Origin of the sequence: Agarivorans sp. DSG3-1 (assembly GCF_046774965.1) — a bacterium.
Classification (GTDB): Bacteria; Pseudomonadota; Gammaproteobacteria; order Enterobacterales; family Celerinatantimonadaceae; genus Agarivorans.
Genome location: NZ_CP177241.1, coordinates 2,948,881 through 2,971,314, shown reverse-complemented (window position 1 = coordinate 2,971,314; position 22,434 = coordinate 2,948,881). Strand labels below are relative to the sequence as shown.

Annotated in this window: 17 protein-coding genes; 6 read left to right on the top strand and 11 right to left on the bottom strand. The window is 43.8% G+C overall.

Annotated features, from left to right (window positions below; all coding sequences use genetic code 11):
• Window positions 1-65: 65 nt before the first annotated feature.
• A complete protein-coding gene (locus ACLD71_RS13810; protein ID WP_411991052.1) occupies window positions 66-3,734 on the bottom strand; it encodes an ATP-binding protein in 3,669 nt (1,222 codons plus the stop codon).
• 171 nt (window positions 3,735-3,905) lie between these two features.
• Here ACLD71_RS13810 and rcsF point away from each other — a divergent pair, with 171 nt between their 5' ends.
• From rcsF to ACLD71_RS13780, 6 genes are all read left to right on the top strand, one after another.
• Window positions 3,906-4,271 carry an Rcs stress response system protein RcsF gene (gene rcsF, locus ACLD71_RS13805; RefSeq protein ID WP_161985123.1) on the top strand — a complete coding sequence of 122 codons (366 nt, stop codon included), beginning with the start codon at window positions 3,906-3,908 and terminating at the stop codon, window positions 4,269-4,271.
• A gap of 4 nt (window positions 4,272-4,275) precedes the next feature.
• Window positions 4,276-4,995 carry a tRNA (N6-threonylcarbamoyladenosine(37)-N6)-methyltransferase TrmO gene (gene tsaA / locus ACLD71_RS13800; protein ID WP_137672873.1) on the top strand — a complete coding sequence of 240 codons (720 nt, stop codon included), beginning with the start codon at window positions 4,276-4,278 and terminating at the stop codon, window positions 4,993-4,995.
• The gene (locus tag ACLD71_RS13795) at window positions 4,985-5,605 is read left to right on the top strand and encodes an acyltransferase (RefSeq protein ID WP_137672872.1); all 621 of its coding nucleotides are present in this window, start codon (window positions 4,985-4,987) and stop codon (window positions 5,603-5,605) included. Before tsaA ends, ACLD71_RS13795 begins: the two co-directional genes overlap by 11 nt.
• Before the next feature lie 60 nt (window positions 5,606-5,665).
• On the top strand, window positions 5,666-7,366 hold the full coding sequence (locus tag ACLD71_RS13790; protein WP_411991051.1) for a proline--tRNA ligase: 1,701 nt from the start codon (window positions 5,666-5,668) through the stop codon (window positions 7,364-7,366).
• A 104-nt stretch (window positions 7,367-7,470) separates the two neighbouring features.
• Complete coding sequence (locus ACLD71_RS13785) at window positions 7,471-8,616, top strand: patatin-like phospholipase family protein (RefSeq protein WP_303553807.1); 1,146 nt, start codon at window positions 7,471-7,473, stop codon at window positions 8,614-8,616.
• A gap of 81 nt (window positions 8,617-8,697) precedes the next feature.
• Window positions 8,698-9,579, top strand: a complete 882-nt coding sequence (locus ACLD71_RS13780; RefSeq protein WP_137672869.1) for a GGDEF domain-containing protein — start codon at window positions 8,698-8,700, stop codon at window positions 9,577-9,579.
• On the opposite strand, the gene tilS is transcribed toward ACLD71_RS13780, so the two are convergent.
• The 10 genes from tilS to bamA all read right to left on the bottom strand — a co-directional run bounded on the left by tilS (window position 9,557) and on the right by bamA (window position 22,427).
• Complete coding sequence (gene tilS / locus ACLD71_RS13775) at window positions 9,557-10,879, bottom strand: tRNA lysidine(34) synthetase TilS (protein WP_411991050.1); 1,323 nt, start codon at window positions 10,877-10,879, stop codon at window positions 9,557-9,559. The genes ACLD71_RS13780 and tilS overlap by 23 nt on opposite strands.
• Window positions 10,880-10,935: 56 nt before the next feature.
• Entirely contained in the window at window positions 10,936-11,892 is a 957-nt protein-coding gene (accA, locus tag ACLD71_RS13770) for an acetyl-CoA carboxylase carboxyl transferase subunit alpha (RefSeq protein WP_137672867.1), read from the bottom strand.
• A gap of 12 nt (window positions 11,893-11,904) precedes the next feature.
• Window positions 11,905-15,330, bottom strand: a complete 3,426-nt coding sequence (gene dnaE, locus ACLD71_RS13765; RefSeq protein ID WP_411994864.1) for a DNA polymerase III subunit alpha — start codon at window positions 15,328-15,330, stop codon at window positions 11,905-11,907.
• 62 nt (window positions 15,331-15,392) lie between these two features.
• A complete protein-coding gene (rnhB, locus tag ACLD71_RS13760; RefSeq protein WP_137672866.1) occupies window positions 15,393-15,989 on the bottom strand; it encodes a ribonuclease HII in 597 nt (198 codons plus the stop codon).
• 37 nt (window positions 15,990-16,026) lie between these two features.
• The gene (gene lpxB / locus ACLD71_RS13755) at window positions 16,027-17,169 is read right to left on the bottom strand and encodes a lipid-A-disaccharide synthase (RefSeq protein WP_411991049.1); all 1,143 of its coding nucleotides are present in this window, start codon (window positions 17,167-17,169) and stop codon (window positions 16,027-16,029) included.
• A complete protein-coding gene (lpxA, locus tag ACLD71_RS13750; RefSeq protein ID WP_411991048.1) occupies window positions 17,169-17,957 on the bottom strand; it encodes an acyl-ACP--UDP-N-acetylglucosamine O-acyltransferase in 789 nt (262 codons plus the stop codon). Before lpxA ends, lpxB begins: the two co-directional genes overlap by 1 nt.
• A gap of 9 nt (window positions 17,958-17,966) precedes the next feature.
• Window positions 17,967-18,422 (bottom strand): 3-hydroxyacyl-ACP dehydratase FabZ, encoded by a 456-nt coding sequence (gene fabZ / locus ACLD71_RS13745; RefSeq protein ID WP_137672863.1) that lies wholly within the window; start codon window positions 18,420-18,422, stop codon window positions 17,967-17,969.
• A gap of 14 nt (window positions 18,423-18,436) precedes the next feature.
• Window positions 18,437-19,462 (bottom strand): UDP-3-O-(3-hydroxymyristoyl)glucosamine N-acyltransferase, encoded by a 1,026-nt coding sequence (gene lpxD / locus ACLD71_RS13740; protein ID WP_411991047.1) that lies wholly within the window; start codon window positions 19,460-19,462, stop codon window positions 18,437-18,439.
• A gap of 2 nt (window positions 19,463-19,464) precedes the next feature.
• The gene (locus ACLD71_RS13735; protein ID WP_137672861.1) at window positions 19,465-19,974 is read right to left on the bottom strand and encodes an OmpH family outer membrane protein; all 510 of its coding nucleotides are present in this window, start codon (window positions 19,972-19,974) and stop codon (window positions 19,465-19,467) included.
• Between the two features lie 23 nt (window positions 19,975-19,997).
• Entirely contained in the window at window positions 19,998-22,427 is a 2,430-nt protein-coding gene (gene bamA / locus ACLD71_RS13730) for an outer membrane protein assembly factor BamA (RefSeq protein WP_411991046.1), read from the bottom strand.
• Between the last annotated feature and the right edge of the window lie 7 nt (window positions 22,428-22,434).

Sequence of the window (22,434 nt, the reverse complement as noted above, 5' to 3'; positions counted from 1 at the left end):
ATAAGCCAAGACCTTGGAGGCGTTATCCAGCGATTGGGTTTACATCCGGTAAACCCAAATAGATATCACTTAGAATATAAGCGCATATGCTGTTCTATTTCCAGCATAGTTTCTTGAAGGTTAGCCTCTAAAGCAGCAGCAAGTCCTAATATTTCGTGTGTTATCGGTTTAATTTTCAATCCTTCTTCAAGTTGAAAACACAAGTGCTGCAAACGGCTGGCACCAAAATAGCTGCTACTTGATTTTAAGCCATGGGCTAGGCGAATGGCTTCTTGATAGCGCTCTGCACTTAACGCTTGAGTCAATTCAACAATCATGGCTTCAGCACCTTTTTTGTACTCATGTAGCAATGACTCAAACTCTTCTCCCATGCTTGAGCTTAAGTTATCTAGATCAGCCGCAGTGATGTATTGGTAGTCTTTTGGGGCAGGCATTTGATGGCTAGATAAATTGCGCCCTCGCTCGTTACGCGCGCTCAACCATTTACGCAGGCAAACATATAACCCAACGCGGTCAAAAGGTTTAGTGACAAAATCATCCATGCCTGCGTCAAAGCAAGCTTGCTTGGCTTCAACACTAACACTGGCCGTTAATGCAACAATAGGAATACGCTGTGCGTGGTTTTCTAACTCGCGGATCACTGTGGTGGCTTCATAACCATCCATATCTGGCATCAAACAATCCATGAGAATCAGCGACAACTTAGAGCCCCAACGCTTGAACAAGTCTATCGCTTCATGGCCGTCTCTGGCGATCATCACCTTCAAACCAAAACTATTCAGCATATGACTTGCTACGCGTTGATTTACTAGAGTGTCTTCCACCAGAAGAACATGACCACTTAAGCGACTAAGTTCGATGTGTTCTCGCTCCTCCTTAGTCCCAACACTCAATACATCATCTTCTACACTTTGCATGGGCAAACTAACGCGAAACTCAGATCCCACACCTAAGCCAGATTGCACACTAATGTCACCGTTCATTAATGATACAATACGATGACAAATAGCCAAGCCTAATCCAGTACCACCATAACGACGAGTGGTTGAATTATCAGCTTGAGCAAAAGGAGTAAACAAATCGGCAATGGCTTCTTCCGCTATGCCAATACCACTGTCGGTAACTCTTAGAACAACAGTCTCTTCAATGCTGACATCAGGACAATATTCTACGCTTAGGTTTACGGTTCCAACCTCAGTAAATTTAATGGCGTTGCTAACAAGGTTTATGAAGACCTGCTGCACTCGCCCCTGATCTCCAATAAACACAGCAGGCAAGTGTTCAGGGTAATCTAACTGCAGTTTTATATGCTTAGATTTCGCTTGAGGTGAAAATAGCTTAACCACCTCTAACAACGTGAGTTTTAAGTTGAAGGCGTCTAAACGCAGCTCCATTTTGCCAGCTTCAACTTTAGAAAAGTCCAGTACATCATTCACTATCACCAATAAGGCTTTACCTGATAAACGAATAGTATTGAGATGTTCGGTTTGTTCAGCACTCAATGAAGAAGCACTCAGTAACTGCGCCATACCTATAATGCCATTTAAGGGAGTACGGATTTCGTGGCTCATCATGGCTAAAAAATCACTTTTTGCCAACGAGGCAGCTTCTGCTTCTTTTTGCGCTAAAGATAGTTGCTTTTGACTTTTCTGATGCTGAGCAATTTCATTGTTTAGCTGATCGGTGCGAGCGTCTACCTTTTCTGTCATTTGACCAATTGCTTTAGCTAACACGCCCACTTCATCGTGAGATTTTTCTGGCAAGGTGACTCTAATATTACGCTCACCAAACAATAAAGTAGCATTAGTAATGTAACGCAGCGGCGATACAATGGTGTGCGCAAAAAACCACCCGACCAATACCATTAAACCCGTCACTACTGTTGCCGCGAGCAACGCTTGTTTAGCCGCCATTTGTGATGCAGCAATGGTATCTTGATAATTAGCTATTTGGACTAGATCCAAATGTTCCTTTTTATTATTAGCGAAATAAGAAAGCCGCTGAATACTGAGTATATAGGAACCAAAGGTTATCACTTGATTGGCAACATCTTTAACGGGTGAGTCGATCAACTCTTTCAAACGTTGGTATTCTGACGCCTGAAACCTGCCACTGTCGTTTTTATTCAGCTTACTTCGCCACAGCCGTTCACCATTTACATCAAACACCAATAAAGGACCACCACTATGTTGATTGGCTTCACCAAGCAGTCCATAAGTAGAGTTACGTTGAGAGGATTTGAACAGTTCGTCTAGTTGATACTGAAATAACCAAATCGCAGCCACTTCGCCAGAATGGTGCTGCACACCATGCGCTAAATACCAAAATCCTTGGTTAGCTTGGCGAATGGTTTGAGCGTGGGCCGCATTAGGTGCTAGCTCTGCCTTTTTTAATAAGGTTTTAGGTAAGGTTTGACCATATTGTTTACCCACTGACAAATAATCAATTTGTTGTCCCTGAGCAACTATCACTAAATGTACTGCAACAAGAGCTTTTTCACGCTTTAGTTCGTGGCGAATATCATTTTCTATTCGCGATTTCCAAAAAGCCGGTTCGATATTTAAAAACTGCCCATCAACATACTGCTGTTGAATAAAGCCACTAAGCAACGCTGGCTCAGCAAAATGTTGAATTTCTTCATAGGCGTGGTCTATTTCACGGTCTAAACGTTCCACTTGAATAGCATTGTGCAAACTCAGCTGCTGTTTACGCTCAAGCTCTAAACTAGACACAAAAGAAAAATAGAAAATCAAATAAGTAACCAGCACTCCAGCAGCCACCAAACAGCCACTGAGCAAAGTAACGTAAGTGCTAATCGAGCTTTTGGTACGTGTAAACCAAGAGTGATTCTTCGCTCTTGCCCTCTCCATTAAACGAATTAAACGATCTTCTCGTCGATGCTCTCGCTCAACATCACTCATCGGGGCTGGCGCTTTAAGCTCAATATAAATGGCAATACTTACCACTAAGTAACTTATGAGTTTAATTAGCGCCAAACAAAATACCGCTAAGCTGTTGGCACCAAGTTCTGGCGAAACAGGCCAAAAATACAAAATAAATTGAATGCAAACACAGGCAAAAACACCACACTCTAAAGTGCAATGTAACCACCGACCTCGCCAACCAAAATAAGCGATTGCTACGGCAAAAATAACCGTAACAAGCAGTTCAAGTACCGAACGTAAATGATCTAGGGTGACTTGCATGAAAGGTAGCGAAACAACATACAGAAAAGCCACACTAAGCACAGCAAAAATAATGCTACCAATAGCCAATACCGAAATGCTCATTTTTCCGCCATTAGCTAAACGTTCATAACGACTCAGCAATATTCCGCATATCAAGAGTACCGCGGCTAAAAAGCCGCGTGTGATTAACCCGGCCCATACTGCAACTATGTTAGAAGAGTGAGGTAACGGTGATAAAAAGGATTGGTGATGAAGTGCGAAGTAACACAGTTCTAAGCCCGTGACGGAGAAGAAGGCAGCACCAAATACCAACATGGTATAGCTGTATTTTTTTCGATAAAATCTGCGACACATAAAGCCAACAGATAAAGGCAAAATAATACTGAATACGGCCACAAGCAACGAAGCCAACGGCGGCACAGTAGCGTCAACGCTTTGCCCCCAAAAGGCTAACGCCACCACCACCACAAGTGAAAAAAGCAAGCCTACGCTATGACGCCAAGCCAGATCGAGAGATTGAAACATGCTGAAACAAGGTTTAAACATTACCCTATCCTTGGTAAACCATCCTTACAGGATTATTTTCGCTATTCAGCATGAAACTAGAAACAGCAAGCGAAAGTAAGTGATGTTATAATAAACCCTGTATTATCAATAAGTATATGTCAATTGTACCAGCCAATGACCAGCTTCAAGTATTTTATCAATAGGATAGTTATGCGCTTCATTTTAACAGCAGCATTAAGCCTTAGCATTTTAGGGTGCAGTGGCAATTACTCATTCAATACCAACGTAGATAAAGAGAACTTCGAGAACTACGTACCCGCGGCCGACGTTACAGTGTATCAAGCAGAGGATATTGACCCACTGAATGCTGAATATATAGGTATTGTAGAGGGGGTAAGCTGCCAAGAAAAAACCAACCAAGCGCCACCTCAAGAAGTGGATGCCCGTAATGACTTACGTGCTCAAGCGGCTAGTATTGGTGCAAACGCGGTAACGGTACAGCAATGCTACCCCATTAAAGACCCCGCTGCGTGTATCGCTATGATGAGCTGTTTTGGTAAGGCCTACAAAATTTAAGCTTATGACCTTAACCATAGAACCTTTGGGACATATTCATTCCCCTTACCAAGAAAAATTCTCGGTGCCTAGACAAGCCAATTTAGTCACCGCAACAAGCAGTAAATTAGTCTTGTGTGAACCATTTAACGATCTAGACATGTTGGCTGAAATAGAACAGTTCAGCCACTTATGGTTAATGTTCGCTTTTCATCAAAATATAGCGGCAGGCTGGAAAGCGAAAGTGCGCCCTCCCCGCTTAGGCGGTAACAAAAAAGTGGGTGTACTCGCCTCTCGCTCTAGTTTTAGACCTAACCATTTAGGCTTGTCCTTAATGGAACTGAGCCACGTAGAGCGCGATACGAAAAGCCCTACTCTGCACTTTAGAGGTGGAGACTTAGTTAACGGCACACCTATTTACGATGTTAAACCCTACTTACCTTACTCAGACAGTAAACCCGATGCATTGGCAGGTTATGCTCAGCAAGCACCGTCAGTTTTATTGCCAGTGAGCTTTTCTCCTCAGGCCAAACAACAATCTCAAACCTTGGCACTTAGCGAGCAGCAACACCTGGTGATTGAGCAGGTCTTAGCACAAGATCCTCGGCCTGCTTACAAGCAACATAAAGCAGATGATAAAGAATATGGCGTGGCTTTGTTTGATTTAAACATTCGCTGGAAAGTAAACATTAACCCGCAGGGGCAACAATACATCACAGTGATGTCGGTGAGTTATGCCACTTAGCCCTGAAGATTACCAGCAGCAGCACAAACAACGCTTGGCTTGGATGCCGTGGTTGTACTACCGCTTAAAAGACAAGCATCTTGAATGGGCTAAGCCCTGGCAGCAAGCAATTCAACAACACATACAAGCTGTTGAAACGGTCACCTTGGCCGAGCACTGCTTTATCGCACCCGATGCGCAGTTATTTGCTGAGCCAGGTCGCTTAATCGATATTGCAGCAAACTCATTTGTGGCCGCTCAGTGCTTTTTGCATGGGCCTCTATCTATTGGCGAACATGTAGCAATTAACCACGGATGCTCCATTGATGGCGGTCAAAAGGGTGTCAGCATTGGCAAAAACTCTAGAATAGCGAATGGGGTGAAAATTTATGCCTTTAATCATGGCATGCACCCCGACCAACCTATATGGCAACAAAACAGTCAGTCACAAGGTATAAACATTGGTGAAGATGTGTGGATTGGCGCCAATGTTTGTATCACAGACGGCGTGAATATAAGCAACCACGCAGTGGTAGGAATGGGGTCAGTGGTGACTAAAAATGTACCAGAATGGGCCATCGTTGCAGGTAACCCTGCAAAAATCATTGGCGACCGTCGTGACAAGGCCTGACAGAGCGAAATTTGCCTGTTACAATCGCCGGAATTTAATAGCAAAAATGATAGGATAGATATGCGTTCTAGCAAATATCTTCTGGCAACTCAGAAAGAAACGCCAAGCGATGCCGAGGTTGTCTCTCACCAGCTAATGCTGCGTGCCGGCATGATCAGAAAATTAGCCTCTGGATTATATACTTGGCTACCCAATGGGGTGAGAGTTCTGCATAAAGTAGAACAAGTTGTAAGAGAAGAAATGAACGCCTGTGGCTCTATCGAAATCCACATGCCTACTGTTCAACCTTCAGATTTATGGCAAGAAACAGGTCGCTGGGACAAATTTGGCCCAGAGCTGTTGCGTTTTCAAGATCGTCATTCGCGCGACTTTGTTCTAGGCCCAACCCACGAAGAAGTTGTTACAGAATTAGTGCGTAAAGAAGTTAACAGCTACAAACAGCTACCACTTAACCTTTACCAAATTCAAACCAAGTTCCGTGATGAAGTTCGCCCACGCTTTGGTGTAATGCGCTCGCGTGAATTTTTGATGAAAGACGCATACTCATTCCACTTATCTCCAGAGTGTTTACAGAAAACCTACGATGAAATGTATGCGGGTTATTGCCGTATCTTTGAACGTCTAGGTTTAGAGTACCGCCCTGTACTGGCTGATACCGGTAGCATCGGTGGCAGTGTATCGCATGAGTTCCACGTATTAGCAGAATCAGGTGAAGACGCCATTGTATTCTCTGATGGTAGCGATTACGCGGCAAACATCGAAAAAGCAGAGACCATAGCACCAGCAGGCGACCGCCCAGCGCCAAGCCAAGAGATGCAAGAAGTTGCAACACCAAATGCTAAAACCATTGCTGAACTGATTGAGCAATTTGAACTTAAAATTGAACAAACAGTTAAAACGCTGATTGTTAAAGCCACCGAAGAATCTGAGCATCAGCTTATTGCCTTGATCATTCGTGGTGACCACGAACTAAACGACATTAAAGCAGAGAAGTTAGCCGATGTAGCCTCTCCGTTAGAGTTCGCTAGCGAAGAAGAAATACGAGCAGCAGTAGGTGCCGGACCGGGGTCTTTAGGCCCAGTTAATTTGCCAATGCCTGTTGTTGTAGACTACGCAGCTGCGCATTGTAGTGATTTTGGCGCAGGTGCTAACGTTGATGATAAACACTTCTTTGGCATTAACTGGGAGCGTGATGTAGCGCTAGGCCAAGTTGCAGACTTACGTAATGTAGTTGAAGGTGACCCAAGCCCTTGTGGCTCAGGTACCTTGGCGATAAAACGCGGCATTGAAGTCGGTCACATCTTCCAATTAGGCGAAGCTTATGCGGAATCAATGAATGCAGCGGTACTGAATGAGCAGGGTAAAAATCAAACCCTAACCATGGGCTGTTATGGTGTTGGCGTATCTCGAATTGTGGCTGCTGCTATAGAGCAGAACAATGACAAATACGGAATCACTTGGCCTGATAGTATTGCACCGTTCAAGCTGGCGATTGTGCCAATGAATATGCATAAGTCTCATCGCGTACAGGAAGTTGCCAACAAACTCTATGAAGAAGCCAAAGAGCGAGGCATCGATGTATTGTTTGATGACCGTAAAGAACGTCCTGGAGTAATGTTTGCAGACATCGAGCTAATTGGTATCCCTCACGTTATCGTGATTGGTGACCGCAGCTTAGACAAAGGCGTGATCGAATACAAAAATCGCCGTAGTGGCGAGAAAACAGAAGTAGCAATTGAAGACATTTTCAATCAATTCTAAGTTAATACTTGCTTCAACTAAAAGCTGGCTTTAGCCAGCTTTTTTGTTTCTGGTGTGTGATGATTCTGACAAGCGGCCAAATAACGCTGTGCTAACATATAATTATGAATCAAAAGCCTAGAGCAAAATCCAAACAAAAAGTCGCGCTTGTTCTCACAGGTGGTGGCGCACGGGCTGCTTATCAAGTTGGCGTACTAAAAGCCATTGCCGAACAATACCCTCGCAATCACGCTAGCCCTTTCTCTGTAATCTGCGGTACTTCTGCTGGAGCAATCAATGCAACTGCGCTGGCGGTATATGCTTCTTGCTTTCGCCTTGGGGTTAAAAAACTCGAATATATTTGGCGTAACTTCCAATGTAAGCAAGTTTTTAGAACCGACGGGCTAGCCATTGCTAAACAACTATCTTCAATGCTGTGTAAAAGCCTACATGCTGACTACAGTAAACGAAACGGTTTCTCATTACTCAACAATGAGCCATTGCAAGAACTGTTAAATAACTACCTAAACTATAAGCGTATTGACCAAAACATTGCCCGTAATTACTTAGATGCTTTATCGGTCACAGCTTCTAACTACCAAGATGGCCAGTCTCTATCTTTCTTTCAAGCTGCTCAGCAACAGCAAGACTGGCAACGGGCCCGGCGTCACGGCAAAAAAACGCAGATCCATACCACCCATTTAATGGCATCCACAGCTATTCCTCTCATTTTCCCTGCAGCCAAAGTAGGTCAAGATTATTATGGTGATGGGTCAATTCACCAGCTTTGCCCACTTAGCCCGGCAATTCATTTAGGCGCAGACAAAATACTGGCGATTCACTTGGAGCAGCCAAGAAAGCCAGCGTGTGCAATAGACTGCCCCCCACCAAACAGTGCGGCTATTGCTGGTCATCTACTGGATTCTATTTTTTCTGATACGCTTAATTCAGACTTGGAACGCTTACAACGAATTAACCGCACCATTGAGCTGCTCAACGCAGAACAACAACAGCAATTGGATCTCAGACCTGTCACCTCTTTAAGTATTAAACCTAAGATAGATTTTGAGCAAATCGCCCACGACCACTACTCACACCTTCCGCTTAGCGTTCGCTTAATGCTAGCCACGCTTGGTATTAAAAAAGATAAACCTTCGGCAATTACTAGCTTTTTAATGTTCGAGCAGGCTTACACTAACTATCTGATAAGAGAGGGCTATCAGGATACGCTTAAGCAAATTGACAAAATTTTGGCTTTTTTAGAAAACTAGCTGGCCTAGTATTTGCTTTACTCTCATGCAGTGGTGTTTTTTGACACCTCGTTGGATGTTTAAACAAAGAGTAAAGTAAGTATGGATTCATTACAATTGGCTCAAAGTAACGTGGTAAGCCCTAGAAAAATATCACATTTTTCTAGTACAGTTCAGCTTAACCCGGCACAAAAACTCAATATCATTGAGTCTTTGCAGGACAGCTTGCAGCTCGACGAGCTACTGCAAAACTTTGCCGCAGTGGCAACCAACTATGTAGAGTTTTCCGCTATCCGCTTAGTCAGCGATGCTATTCAAACAGAAGTGAATTTGTTTGAAGGACAACGCTACTACCGCAGCTTTAGTTTAAATCACAACAATCAACCCTTAGCGATTGCGACATTTACTCGTGATACCCCCTTTCAACGCAGTGAAATTGAACAACTGCGTCAGTTAAGCCAGATCTTACAAGCCCCCCTTAAACATGCACTACAAATTGCACGCTTACAGGAACGAGTGCGTAACGACTACTTAACAGGAATTGGTAACCGAGCACATTTTGATGAATCCTTACATACCTCTATTGAACAGCAAACTCGCCAAAACAGAGAACAAGGTGGCTTGGTATTAATGCTGTTGGATTTGAATAAGTTTAAGCAAGTAAACGACACCCTAGGCCACCCTGTTGGTGACCAAGTACTGATCAATTTTGCCGAAGTGCTAAAAACCGTTATTCGTAGCGGCGACCAAGCATTTAGGATTGGCGGTGATGAATTTGCCATGTTGTTGCGACCAGCCACAGAGCAATCAGCCAAGAAAGTGATTAATCGCTTACACGCCAAACTAGAAGAGTCGCCACAACTAGCGCAATACGATGTATCTGCCAGTGTAGGAGTAAGTGAGTGGGCACCGGGTTGTAACAGCGAACGGCTTATTCAACTCGCCGATGAACAACTTTACGCTAACAAACCGACTGCCAGTTAAGTGTAACACCTTGATTATTAGTGCTATTAAACTGGCGATGGGTGTACAAATGGCCAATCGCCACTAAATCATCATTATAGAAAACAAAGGGTATTCTATTACGCAGCCAAGGTGCTAACCCGGCTTCTTGCAACAGCTTTTTAATACTACGATTCCCATTACGCTCTAAGGCATCAAAGCTACCCTGCTCTACCTGTTGTCTAAAACGAATAGTTACCTGCTGATTTTTGTTAGGTGGCAATAAACTGCCGCCAGCTTGCCAACTAATTTGACTGTTGTTCTGAAGATTGAGAATTCGCTGCCTATCCCACAACCAAGCTACGGTGGAATTCGTTTCAACGAGAGTTTTAGAATTCACCAAATACAGCTTGTTTTTAAACCTACGCAGCTGCCCTTCAGAAAAGGTAATCGCGACTTTAGCGTCGTCCTTAGCCTCGATTTGCTGCATAATTTGCGCTAACTGGCTTTGACTTGGATAGTCCCAATCTAGCAGCTTAAACCAAAAGCGAATTAAGTTCTTTTGTCTCGCTTGTGAAAGCGTTGTTAGTGACGCAATCACCAAAGCCTGGGCGCTAATACAGTTCTGGTAATCCAACTCGGCCAGCTCATCAAGCAAGCTCACGGCTTCTTGTAAGTGCTGAACACTTCTTTGCGCTGTATGTAACCATTGGGGCCAGCGTTTACTAAATGTTGGTAACACTTGATGTCGAACAAAATTACGATCAAACTCTAAGCTCTGGTTACTGGGGTCTTCCACCCAGGTTAAGCCCTGTTGTTTAGCGTAGGTTTCTAGCTCTACCCTGCTGCACGTTAATAGTGGTCTCAGCAGTACACCTTTGGCAAAACTGCGGCATAGCGGCATAGCCGCTAAGCCTTGTAATCCACTGCCTCTTTTTAAAGCCAAGGTAAAAGTTTCAAACTGATCATCAGCATGGTGACCCGTAAGCAAGCAACTTTTAGCATCGATATGTTTTGCTAACGCAGCGTAGCGTTTTTCACGCGCCACTGCTTCTAAGCTCTCTCTTGGCTTCACTTCAACCGATACTTGTTCAGCAACAAATTCAACCGACAGAGCGTTCGCTTGCAGGCGGCAATGCTCTTGCCATTGCGCTGCAGAATGCTGTAAACCGTGATTAACATGCACAGCTAGCAGTTCAACATCAGCTTGCAAACGCACATATTCGGCCGCTAAATGGAGCAATACTCGAGAATCTAAGCCGCCGCTGTAAGCAACCACAATACGAGTAATAGATGTGGGAAGTTGTTTGAAGGAGTGATTAAAGAGAGATTGGATAGACAAAAAGAAACCTCATTAATAGGCATTGAGTTAAACAACTCAATGCCTTGAGACTGTGTTTAGCAGTAACCGTAAGACATTAAACGTTGGTAACGTTGCTCAAGCAAGGTATCAACATCTAATGCACATAGTGCATCTAAGTCACTGGTTAATTTTGCTTTAAGGTTATGTGCCATAGTTGGAATATCTCGATGCGCGCCACCCAATGGTTCGGCAACGATATCGTTAATTAAATCCAACTCTTTCAAGCGTTCTGAAGTAATACCCATGGCATCAGCAGCTACTGGCGCTTTATCAGCACTCTTCCACAAGATAGACGCACAACCTTCAGGAGAAATTACCGAGTAAGTACTGTATTGCAACATATTTACACGATCGCCCACACCAATGGCTAACGCGCCACCCGAGCCACCTTCGCCAATAACGGTACAAATGGTTGGCACCTTTAAACCGGCCATGACTAATAGGTTTTTGGCAATAGCTTCACTTTGGCCCCGTTCTTCAGCGCCTACTCCAGGATATGCTCCAGGTGTATCGATAAACGTGATGATAGGCATTTTGAATCGCTCAGCCATTTCCATCAAACGTAGCGCTTTTCGGTAACCCTCAGGTTTTGGCATACCGAAATTACGGCGAATTTTTTCTTTGGTTTCACGGCCTTTTTGTTGGCCAATAACCATTACAGGTTTACCGTCTAAACGGGCCATGCCGCCAATAATCGCTTCATCGTTTGCGTAAGCTCGGTCGCCTGCTAGTTCATCAAAATCAGTAAAGATGTGTTCGATATAATCTAACATGTAAGGACGATTTGGATGACGCGCTAGTTGCGCCACTTGCCAAGCACCTAAGTCTGAGAATATTTTTTGTGTTAAATCGTTTTGCTTTTGTTGCAAACGAGAGATTTCTTCCTGTAAATCTACATCTACGCCAGATTCTTCATTCACAATGCACAATTCTTCGATTTGCGCTTGCAGCTCAGCAATCGGCTGCTCAAACTCTAGAAAATTCGGATTCATATAATCTTTTTCTTAATTAAATTCTAGGGTGACTTGCTGTTGCCCCAATAGTTGGGTCAACGCCTCTATTAAATCTTCACTTGGCGTAATTCGCCAATCGGTGCCTAAGCTTAACATGCCGCTGGCATGATCGCCCTCATAACTTATTGTTACCGGACAGGTTCCCGCTCGGTAAGGCTCTAATACTTGGTAAAATCGCTGCCAGAACACCTCATCAAGTTGATCTCGGCACATGCTCAAACGCAGCTTTTTCATCCAACGCTCGCGGGCCATCGACAAATCCATGACTTCACGAGCTGTCATTTTAATGCCTCCGGAGAAATCATCAACGCTGACCTCTCCTTGAATCACCAACATGCGATCTTTTTCTAATAAATCTTGGTAAGTGTCGTAGGCATCACTAAAGAACATAACATCTAATCGAGCACTTCTGTCATCTAGCTGCAGAATGCCCATTTTAGCACCACGTTTGGTCATCATCACTCGAGTAGAGAGCACCAAGCCGGCCACTGTGGAAGTTTTCCCTCTGGCTGTTGGACGAATATCCACCAAACGACCAGTAGTATAATGACGAAACTCTTTCACATAGCGATTAACGGGATGGCCGGTTAAATATAGGCCTAGGGTTTCTTTCTCCCCTTCTAGCCATACTTTCTCGGTCCATTTTTCTGCGGGTAGAAATTCAGGACGAACATCATCTTCTTCAGCAATAACGCCAAATAAATCCTCTTGACCCCGTGCGGAGGCATGAGCATGCTGCGAAGCCGCCTTCATTGCAGTGGGCAAGTTAGCTATCATTGCTGCTCGGTGAGGGCCTAGTTTATCTAAAGCGCCCGCCATAATAAGCTTTTCAATCACTCGTCGATTTATTTTCTTTAAATCGAGTCGACAACAGAAATCAAACAAATCAATGAAGGGTTTGCCTTCACGCGCAGCCAAAATCGCATCAATCGGGCCTTCACCCACACCTTTAATAGCACCAATGCCGTAAACAATCTCTTCGTCGGCATTGACCGAAAACTTAAATAACCCCGTGTTCACATCGGGCGGAACCAGTTTCAATTTCATATTGCTACACTCGTCAACCAAGGTAACAATTTTGTCGGTGTTGTCCATATCGGCCGACATTACCGCCGCCATAAAATAGGCTGGGTAATGTGTTTTCATCCATAGTGTTTGGTAAGACACTAATGCATAAGCTGCCGAGTGAGACTTGTTGAAGCCATAGCCTGCGAACTTTTCCACCAAGTCGAAAATCTTCATGGCCAACTCGCCATGGACTCCGTTCTTAATAGAACCTTCTTCAAATACTGCCCGCTGCTTGGCCATTTCCTCGGGTTTTTTCTTACCCATGGCCCGTCGTAACATATCGGCGCCACCAAGGGTATAACCAGCAAGGACCTGAGCAATTTGCATCACTTGTTCTTGATACAAGATAATGCCGTAAGTAGGTTCTAGGATCGGCTGTAAACTGTCGTGTTGCCAAGTTTCGTCGGGATAAGACACTTCTTCTCGACCGTGCTTACGTTCGATAAAGTTATCTACCATGCCTGATTGTAAGGGTCCCGGACGGAACAACGCCACTAATGCTATCATGTCTTCGAAACAATCGGGCTTGAGACGTTTGATTAAGTCTTTCATACCACGAGATTCCAGCTGGAATACCGCGGTTGTTTTACAGTCTTGTAATAATTTAAAGGACTTTTGATCGGTGGTAGAGATAGCCGCAATATCTACTGGCTGCTCACCTTTAGCCTCAAGCACAGGGTTAAGCATATCCAAAGCCCATTGAATAATGGTTAAGGTACGCAAGCCCAAGAAATCAAACTTTACCAGCCCTGCATATTCAACATCGTTTTTGTCGAACTGAGTAACTGGGTTCTTACCCTCGGCGTCACAATATAAGGGGGCGAAATCGGTGATCGTAGTTGGGGAGATAACCACCCCACCGGCGTGTTTACCTGCATTACGCGTAACCCCTTCAAGGATCCTCGCCATATCGATAAGTTCACGAACTTCGTGGTCACCGTCATATAACTCTGGCAAACGAGGTTCTGCTTCAAAGGCTTTTTCAAGGGTCATTCCAGGATCGGGTGGAATCAGCTTGGAAATTCTATCTACAAAGCCGTAGGGGTGACCCATTACTCGGCCTACATCCCGAATTACCGCTTTAGCGGCCATGGTACCGAATGTAATAATTTGCGATACCGCATCGCGGCCATAGAGCTCGGCAACGTGGTCGATCACTTCGTCACGGCGATCCATACAGAAGTCGACGTCAAAATCGGGCATTGATACCCGTTCTGGGTTCAAGAAACGTTCGAACAGTAAATCGTATTCTAATGGATCTAAATCGGTAATTTTTTGTGCATAGGCAACTAAGGATCCCGCACCAGAGCCTCGCCCTGGGCCAACCGGAATATTGTTATCCTTACTCCACTGAATAAACTCCATTACGATTAGGAAGTAACCGGGGAATCCCATTTGGTTGATTACGTCTAACTCAATTTGCAGACGCTCATCGTACTCTGGTCGTTTTGCGGCACGTACTTCCGGATCGGGAAACAAGAACTCTAAGCGTTCTTCTAAGCCGTCCCAAGACACCTTACAAAAGAACTCTTCAATGGGCAGCCCTTCTGTGGGGAAGTCTGGTAAAAAGTACTCACCCAAACGAACGGTAACATTACAGCGCTTAGCAATTTCTACAGAGTTTTGTAATGCTTCAGGTATATCAGCAAATAGCTCCAGCATTTCCTGTTCAGTGCGCAAATACTGCTGGGGGCTATATTTTTTAGGGCGACGATTATCATCGATTGCAAATCCGTCATAAATCGCCACTCGCACTTCATGAGGCTGAAACTGGTCTTCTTCTAGAAACACCACTTCATTGGTAGCCACCACCGGCAAGCCTTTATCTGCCGCTAAAGCTACCGCCATATGCAAGTAATTTTCTTCGTCAGGTCGCCCGGTACGGATTAACTCTAGGAAATAGTGGTTAGGAAAATATTGCTGATAGAAGCTAAGGCTTGCCTCTACGATATCTTGGTTGCCTTTTAACAAGGCTTTGCCGACATCGCCCTCGCGCGCTCCAGACAGAACAATAACGCCTTCGGCGTGCTCACTTAACCATTGTTTTTGGATAACCGGCTTACCAAGATGCTGCCCACCTAAATAAGCGCGAGAAATAAGCATCGTAAGGTTTTGATAACCTTGATTGTCTTTTGCTAGCAAAGTCAGGCGGAAATAGTCATCGCCAAACTCTTCCGATTGCACATAAAAATCACAACCGACAATCGGTTTAATTCCTTGGTTATGAGCTTCGCCATAAAACTTCACTAAACCACAAAAGTTAGTTTGATCGGTTAAGGCGATCGCTGGCATATTAAGCTCTGCCGCCTTAGCGACAATCGGCTTAACTTTTTTTAGTCCATCCACCATGGAAAAATCGGAGTGAACCCGAAGGTGGATAAAAGCAGGCGTTTGAGCAATCTCAGACAAGACTACAACTCTCCTAAAACACGCTTAACAGGTTTAAAACTGCGGCGGTGTTCATCAATAGGCCCGTGCTTCGCTAGCATCTCTAAATGAACAGCGGTAGGGTAACCTTTGTGTTTTGCAAATTGGTATTCCGGATAGCGAGCGTCAAGCACGTCCATCTCATGATCTCGTGCTACTTTTGCGATAATAGAAGCAGCACTTATCTCAGCCACTAGGCCATCGCCCTTAATAATAGCTTGGCAGGGAATACTTAAAGTAGGTTCTCGATTCCCGTCAATCAGAGCAAACTCTGGGGTAACGCTTAAGGCTTCTACTGCTCGAGTCATTGCTAGCATGGTGGCATGCAAAATATTAAGTTGGTCTATCTCTAGCGGATTAGCGCGGCCTAATGCCCAACAAAGAGCCTTGGCTTTAATTTCTTCAGCTAGCACTTGTCGTTTTTTTTCTGATAGTTTTTTGGAATCATTAAGGCCGGTAATAGGTTTGTTGGGGTCAAGAATGACAGCTGCTGTGACTACGTCGCCTACCAAAGGGCCTCGCCCCACTTCGTCGACACCTGCAAATAAAGAAAAACCAGAAGGATAGATAAATGGTGTCATTACTACTCCGTTGAAGGGCAAAACTTACTAGGGGAAACTAGCTATTTATAACGTCGACAACTGCTTGAGCAGCCTTATTATCAGCGTCGCAACGAATCTTTTGGTGTAACTCAGAAAACTTATCTAACAACGCGCTATTGTCGGAGCTTAACAAGCGACTTAGCTCAGCGACAATATTATCACTGGTACAGTCTTCTTGTACGTACTCTTGAACAATCATCTCGTCAGCTAACAAGTTTGGCAATGCGGCAAATTTGGCATTAACAATAAGTTTAGCGATTCTGTAGGTCAGCGGCTTAAAGCGATAGGCTACAACCATAGGTCGCTTGACTAACATAGCTTCAAGCGTTGCGGTGCCAGATGCTAGCAGTATCGCATCAGCTGCGGTCATCACTGTTCGAGCTTGACCATCTACAATCTTAATATCTAAGTCAGGTGCATGCTCTTCTACTAAAGCTTCAAACTGCTCACGGCGCCGTTGATTGACCAAGGGGGCAACCAACTGTAGTCCAGGAAACTGCTTTACTAAGCGCTTAGCAGACTCAAAAAACACCGGACTTAGTAATCCCACCTCGGCGTTACGACTGCCTGGTAGAATCGCTAACACCTTATGTTCAGGGTTCAAGCCCAATTGTTGAACAGCAGGCGCTTGAGGATTATCCATTGGAACTTGATCAGCCAAGGTATGGCCTACAAATTCACATGGCACGTCGAAGCGATCATAAAATGCTTTTTCAAAGGGCAAAAAGACTAAAATCTTGTTACAGCCTTCTTTAATTTTAAAAACACGCTTCTGTTTCCAAGCCCATACAGAAGGACTCACATAATGAACCGTTTTAATGCCTTGAGCATGTAGCTTATGCTCAACACCTAAATTAAAGTCAGGTGCATCGATACCAATAAAAACATCAGGCGGAGAATTCTGGTAATGCTGAAGTAGCTGTTTACGGATCTTTAAGATTTTAGGCAAACGACCCAAGACCTCAACCAAGCCCATTACCGATAACTCTTCCATTTCAAACAAGGCCTTACATCCTTGCTCTTGCATCAGCGGACCAGCAATTCCGGAAAAAGTCGCATCAGGATATTGTTTTTTAAGCGCTGATATAAGACCAGCACCTAAAATATCGCCGGAGACTTCCCCGGCGACGATGGCAATATGCAAAGGAGATTGCGCCATTAGCGAACGATACCTCGGCCGTTTTCTTTTAAGAAATCGGCGAATAGTTTCACTTCGGGAAATTGCTCTGCAGAGAGCTCTATTTGGCTAAGCGCTTCGTCTAAAGTATTACCGCTACGGTATAAGGTTTTATAGGCTTGGCGAATGGCTTTGATTGCGTCTTTACTAAAACCACGACGTAACAGACCTTCAGTATTCACAGCGACAGGTCGGGCGTAGTTTCCAACAGCCATAACATACGGTGGGACATCTTTATTTACGGCTGCGCAACCGCCAACAAAGGCATAAGAACCTACTTTACCGAACTGGTGAATTGCTGCTTGCCCACCAAAAATAACGTTGTCACCAATAGTGACGTGACCCGCTAGAGTGGCATTATTGGCAAAAATACAACCATTGCCAACGACACAATCATGAGCAACGTGGGCGTTAATCATAAATAAGCAATTACTGCCAATTTTTGTTAAGCCCTTATCTTGAGTTGTACCGCGGTGAATAGTGACGCTCTCACGTATCGTATTGTTATCACCAATCTCCAGATAGGTATCTTCACCAGCATATTTTAAATCTTGACAATCTTCTCCTACAGAAGCGAACTGAAAAATTCGGTTATTATTGCCAATTTTAGAATGCCCTTTAATCACAACGTGAGAGGCAATTTGGCAGTTATCGCCAATGGTAACTTCACCACGAATAATGGTGAACGCCCCTACGGTAGTGTTGGCGCCGATTCTTACATTACCTTCAATAATCGCCGTAGAGTGGATACTAGCCGTGCTATCAATCATAAGGTTCACCTATTTGTAGGCTCTGCGAGCACACATAATCTCTGCGCTACATACTACTTCATCTTCTACTTTGGCTACACAGTCAAACTTACCAACACCGCGACGATCGCGCAGTAGTTCAACTTCTAAATGCAAAACGTCACCTGGGCCAACTGGCTTTTTAAATCGCGCTTTATCGATTCCTGCAAAGTAGTAAAGCTCATTTTCAGTAGGTTTTGACGTTGATTTAAACGCTAAAATACCAGTACATTGTGCCAACGCTTCTAAAATGAGTACGCCAGGGAATACTGGTTGCTGCGGGAAGTGACCAGTAAAAAATGGTTCATTAAAAGTAACATTCTTAACGGCATGTAGCGTTTTACCCACTTCAAAATCAAGCACACGATCAACCAACAAAAATGGGTAGCGATGTGGTAACAATTCCATTATGTCTTGAATTTCTAAGCGGTTAAGTTGTTTAGTCAAAATCTTTTCCTAGGTTAATCTTGCTTAGCGCTTTGTTTGCGCTCTAAGCTAACTATTCTTTTATGCATGTCGTCAATCTGAGAGAGTCGAGTCATTGACCTACGCCACTGGCGATTGGGTTGCGCAGGCATCCCAGATGAGAACACGCCAGGTTCTGTAATTGACTTAGTCACCATGGAATAACCGGTAATGGTAACTTGATCGCAAATATCTATATGGCCATTTATGCCAACACTGCCACCAATAATGCAATAACGTCCTATGCTAGTGCTTCCAGCAATGCCTGTAGCACCCGCTATAGCCGTCCCAGAACCAATCGTTACATTGTGTGCAATATGCACTTGATTATCGATAATCACATTAGAGTGAATAACAGTGTTATCCAGTGCTCCTCGGTCGATAGAAACAGACGCACCAATTTCAACGTTGTCACCAATAATTACGGTGCCAAGTTGGGGTATTTTTATCCACTGACCTTGCTTGTTTGCATACCCGAATCCATCACAACCAATCACAGTGTTACCTTGGATAAGGCAATTGTTACCGATGTCCACTTCATGATAAATAGTACAATTTGCCCACAGCTTTGTATTACAGCCGATGGTGACATTTTGCCCCACAAAACAACCCGCACCAATTTGAGCGCCATCGTTAAGCGTCACACCCGCTTCAATAACTGCATTGGCACCAACGTTAACGTCGCTACCTAATTTCACGCTGCTATCTATAACAGCGCTAGAGTGAATACCCTTAGCACAAGCTGGCGTTGAGTCCAGCAATTGCGCTAATTGTGCGTAGCTCACGTATGGGTCGTCACTAACCAACGAATTGCCTGCAAACTCTTCAGCATGCTCTTTAGACAAGATAAGCGCTGCAGCCTTGCTACTCGCCAATAATGGTTTGTATTTAGCATTAGTTAAAAAACTTATCTCTTCATCACCCGCTTTTTCAAAGGAGGCAATACGAGATATAATTCGCTCGGCGTCACCAACAAGGGTTAATCCGAGCTGCTCAGCTATTTGGCCAAGACTCAAAGGCATATTTACTTACTCTTACTAACTTGTTGAATAACTAGCTTGGTAATATCAAGAGAATCCGAAGCGTAGGCTGTTGCATCTAAAGGCAATACTAAATCGTAGCCTTGAGACTTAGATACTTCAACAATGGCCTCCTGAACTTTAACCATCAATTTCTGTTGTTCTTCGGCACCGCGACGACGCTGATCTTCTTCTAGGTTTTTGCGCTTAAGTTTGTACTCAGCTTGCATAGTTTCTAATTGGCGAGTTATTTTTGTCACTTCTTGCTGGCCTAATAGCTCACCGTCTTTTTCACGCTTATCATAAAGACGCTGCATTTCAGCCTCTAAACCGCGCACTTCTTGTACACGAACTTCAAACTCATCTTTCAGTGTTTTTTGTAAAGTATCGCGTTGTGGCAATTGTTGAAAAACATCAGCAATGTTAATTACAGCAATTTTTGCTTCTGCTAGAGCAGAGAAGCTTGGCGTCATCATAGTTACAGCAAGTGCAACTGCAGCGATTAATTTTTTCAAAAGAATACTCCTAAAATAAACAGTTAAAAGGTTTGGCCAATGTTAAACGAGAAGTTCTCAGAACGATCACCCTCGTAACTCTTTATTGGCTTAGCAAATGAGAATACCAATGGCCCCATAGGGGAGAACCACTGAATAGATACACCAACCGAAGCTCGAATTCGGTCGGGTGAAGAATAATCGCCCAGTCGGTCACAGTAGCTAATACATTGCATTTGACTAAAGCGTTCATAATCGAACTCAGTATCCCAAACAGTACCAAAATCAATGAACGCTGTAGTACGAACTTGTCGAATATAGGCTTCATCTAAAAAAGGTGTTGGAAAAATGATCTCAGCAGAACCAACGGCTAGTGCGTTACCACCAACTGAGTCATCAGAAGCAGTCACATAAGAACTACCATTGTTATCAACCAAATACAGTGCTCTCGGTCCTACTGTATTCGAACGGAAGCCACGTAGGGTGGAATAACCACCTGCGTAAAAGTTCTCAAAGAAAGGTAAGATTTGATCGTTACCTTCAATTTGCCCATAACCATTACCATAACCAACTTTACCACGCACCGCGAAAGCCCAGTCATGGTTGGTAGTGATAGGGAAGAAATGTCGAGTATCAAAACTCATTTTGAAGTACTGAACATCTGAACCTGGAATAGTAATCTTGGTATCAAACTTTTGCGAAGAACCCGCGGTTGGCATCGAGCCATTGTTCAAAGTATTTCTAGACCAACCTAAGGTGGTATCTAAAGAACCAAAGGTTAATGAGCCATCGTCATTTCGGTGTGGTGCATAAATATCCCAAAATTGTTGAATCTGAGCATAAGCGTTTAACTGAGAAATTTTGTTTTGCTCAAGACCTAAACTCGCGCTTAAGCGGTTATATTCATTTACAGGAAAACCTAGCGTACCGCGTAAACCAATCGTTTCATTGTTATAGTCAACAATGTCGGCTTTAGACGCTTCAAAGTCAGTGTAATAAAAGCGGCCGCCGAAACTCACGCCATCTTTAGTAAAGTAAGGGTCAGTAAAGTTTACATCAAAGTTTTTAGAGTATTTGTTGGTACTAACATTAATACCCGCTCTATTACCTGTCCCTAAAAAGTTGTCTTGTTGAACACCGGCAGAGAGGCTTAAGCCTGATTCAGTACCGAAGCCAACGCCCGCATTAAAGGAGCCAGAAGGTTGTTCTTTAACGACAAAGCTCACGTCAACTTGGTCATCAGAGCCCGGAATTTTAGTAGTTTCAACCTCAACAGTTTCAAAGAAACCTAAGCGACTTAAGCGCGCTCTAGACTGCTCAACCAATCGGCTTGATAACCAAGTACCTTCCATTTGACGCATTTCACGGCGAATCACTTCATCTTTTGTGATTGTATTGCCGCTTACGTTAATTCGGCGAACATAAACCCTACTACCTGGGTCAATGTTGATATTTAACACCACAGATTTATCTTCGTCGTTAATCACCGGAAAAACATTCACCTGAGGGTAAGCATAACCATAGCGACCTAGAAACTTAGATAACATATCTTCTGTTTTAGTCACTTCAGCACCGCTGTATACATCGCCAGGCTTAATACTGACTAATCCATTGAGTTCGGTACTTTTATCTAACAAGTTACCAGCCAGTTCCACTTTCTCTACATTGTAGATGTCTCCCTCTTCGACATTAAGGGTAATGTAAATACCCTTTTTATCTGGAGTCAGAGCTACTTGAGTGGAATCAACTTTAAAGCGAATGTAACCACGGTCGTAATAAAAACTGTTGATAGTTTCTAAATCACCAGCTAACTTCTGCTTTTGATATTTTTTATCACCGAGAACGTTCCACCAAGGTACTTTGTCGGTCAAGCTCATGCGTTTTAACAACTCGCCCGATGAAAACCTTTCATTACCAATGATGTTTATTTGTTCAATTTCAGCTGATAGGCCTTCTTGGAAGTTAAACTTCAAATCAACTCGATTGCGCGGAAGTGGTGTAACAATCGCTTTAACACGCGCACTGTACTTGCCCACACTGTAATAGAAGTCTTCTAAGCTTTTTTCGATATTTCGAAGATTAGTTTTATCAAGAGGCTCGCCTATTTTGATGCCTGAAGAGCGTAAAGACTCCTCCAACTGCTCAGTTTTAATATCTTTATTGCCTGAGTACTCAATGTTACTCACGGTAGGGCGTTCCAAGACTTTAAATACCAATGCTTCGCCATCGCGATAAACTTGAATATCTTCAAAATTACCGCTCTTATATAGACGTTTAATACTGTCACTCACTTCGGAACTGGAGACATCGTCACCAACCCGCAAAGGAATTTGTAACAAGGCGGCACCTAATGAAACTCGCTGTAAACCTTCGATGCGAATATCAGCTACAGTGAAAGAAGAATTCCCTTCCGCTAAAGTGGTACCGCTAATGCAGGCCAGAAAAAGTCCAACAACCAACTGCTTTTTGAACATAAGAAAA

What these genes read in the sequence shown, in the direction of transcription:
- ACLD71_RS13785 (WP_303553807.1), top strand. Translation starts at nt 7,471, where the DNA reads ATGAATCAAAAGCCTAGAGCAAAATCCAAACAAAAAGTCGCGCTTGTT.
- ACLD71_RS13790 (WP_411991051.1), top strand. Translation starts at nt 5,666, where the DNA reads ATGCGTTCTAGCAAATATCTTCTGGCAACTCAGAAAGAAACGCCAAGC.
- ACLD71_RS13810 (WP_411991052.1), bottom strand. Translation starts at nt 3,734, where the DNA reads ATGTTTAAACCTTGTTTCAGCATGTTTCAATCTCTCGATCTGGCTTGG.
- lpxD (WP_411991047.1), bottom strand. Translation starts at nt 19,462, where the DNA reads ATGCCTTTGAGTCTTGGCCAAATAGCTGAGCAGCTCGGATTAACCCTT.
- ACLD71_RS13780 (WP_137672869.1), top strand. Translation starts at nt 8,698, where the DNA reads ATGGATTCATTACAATTGGCTCAAAGTAACGTGGTAAGCCCTAGAAAA.
- ACLD71_RS13795 (WP_137672872.1), top strand. Translation starts at nt 4,985, where the DNA reads ATGCCACTTAGCCCTGAAGATTACCAGCAGCAGCACAAACAACGCTTG.
- rnhB (WP_137672866.1), bottom strand. Translation starts at nt 15,989, where the DNA reads ATGACACCATTTATCTATCCTTCTGGTTTTTCTTTATTTGCAGGTGTC.
- rcsF (WP_161985123.1), top strand. Translation starts at nt 3,906, where the DNA reads ATGCGCTTCATTTTAACAGCAGCATTAAGCCTTAGCATTTTAGGGTGC.
- lpxB (WP_411991049.1), bottom strand. Translation starts at nt 17,169, where the DNA reads ATGGCGCAATCTCCTTTGCATATTGCCATCGTCGCCGGGGAAGTCTCC.
- tsaA (WP_137672873.1), top strand. Translation starts at nt 4,276, where the DNA reads ATGACCTTAACCATAGAACCTTTGGGACATATTCATTCCCCTTACCAA.
- dnaE (WP_411994864.1), bottom strand. Translation starts at nt 15,330, where the DNA reads ATGGTGGATGGACTAAAAAAAGTTAAGCCGATTGTCGCTAAGGCGGCA.
- accA (WP_137672867.1), bottom strand. Translation starts at nt 11,892, where the DNA reads ATGAATCCGAATTTTCTAGAGTTTGAGCAGCCGATTGCTGAGCTGCAA.
- lpxA (WP_411991048.1), bottom strand. Translation starts at nt 17,957, where the DNA reads ATGATTGATAGCACGGCTAGTATCCACTCTACGGCGATTATTGAAGGT.
- bamA (WP_411991046.1), bottom strand. Translation starts at nt 22,427, where the DNA reads ATGTTCAAAAAGCAGTTGGTTGTTGGACTTTTTCTGGCCTGCATTAGC.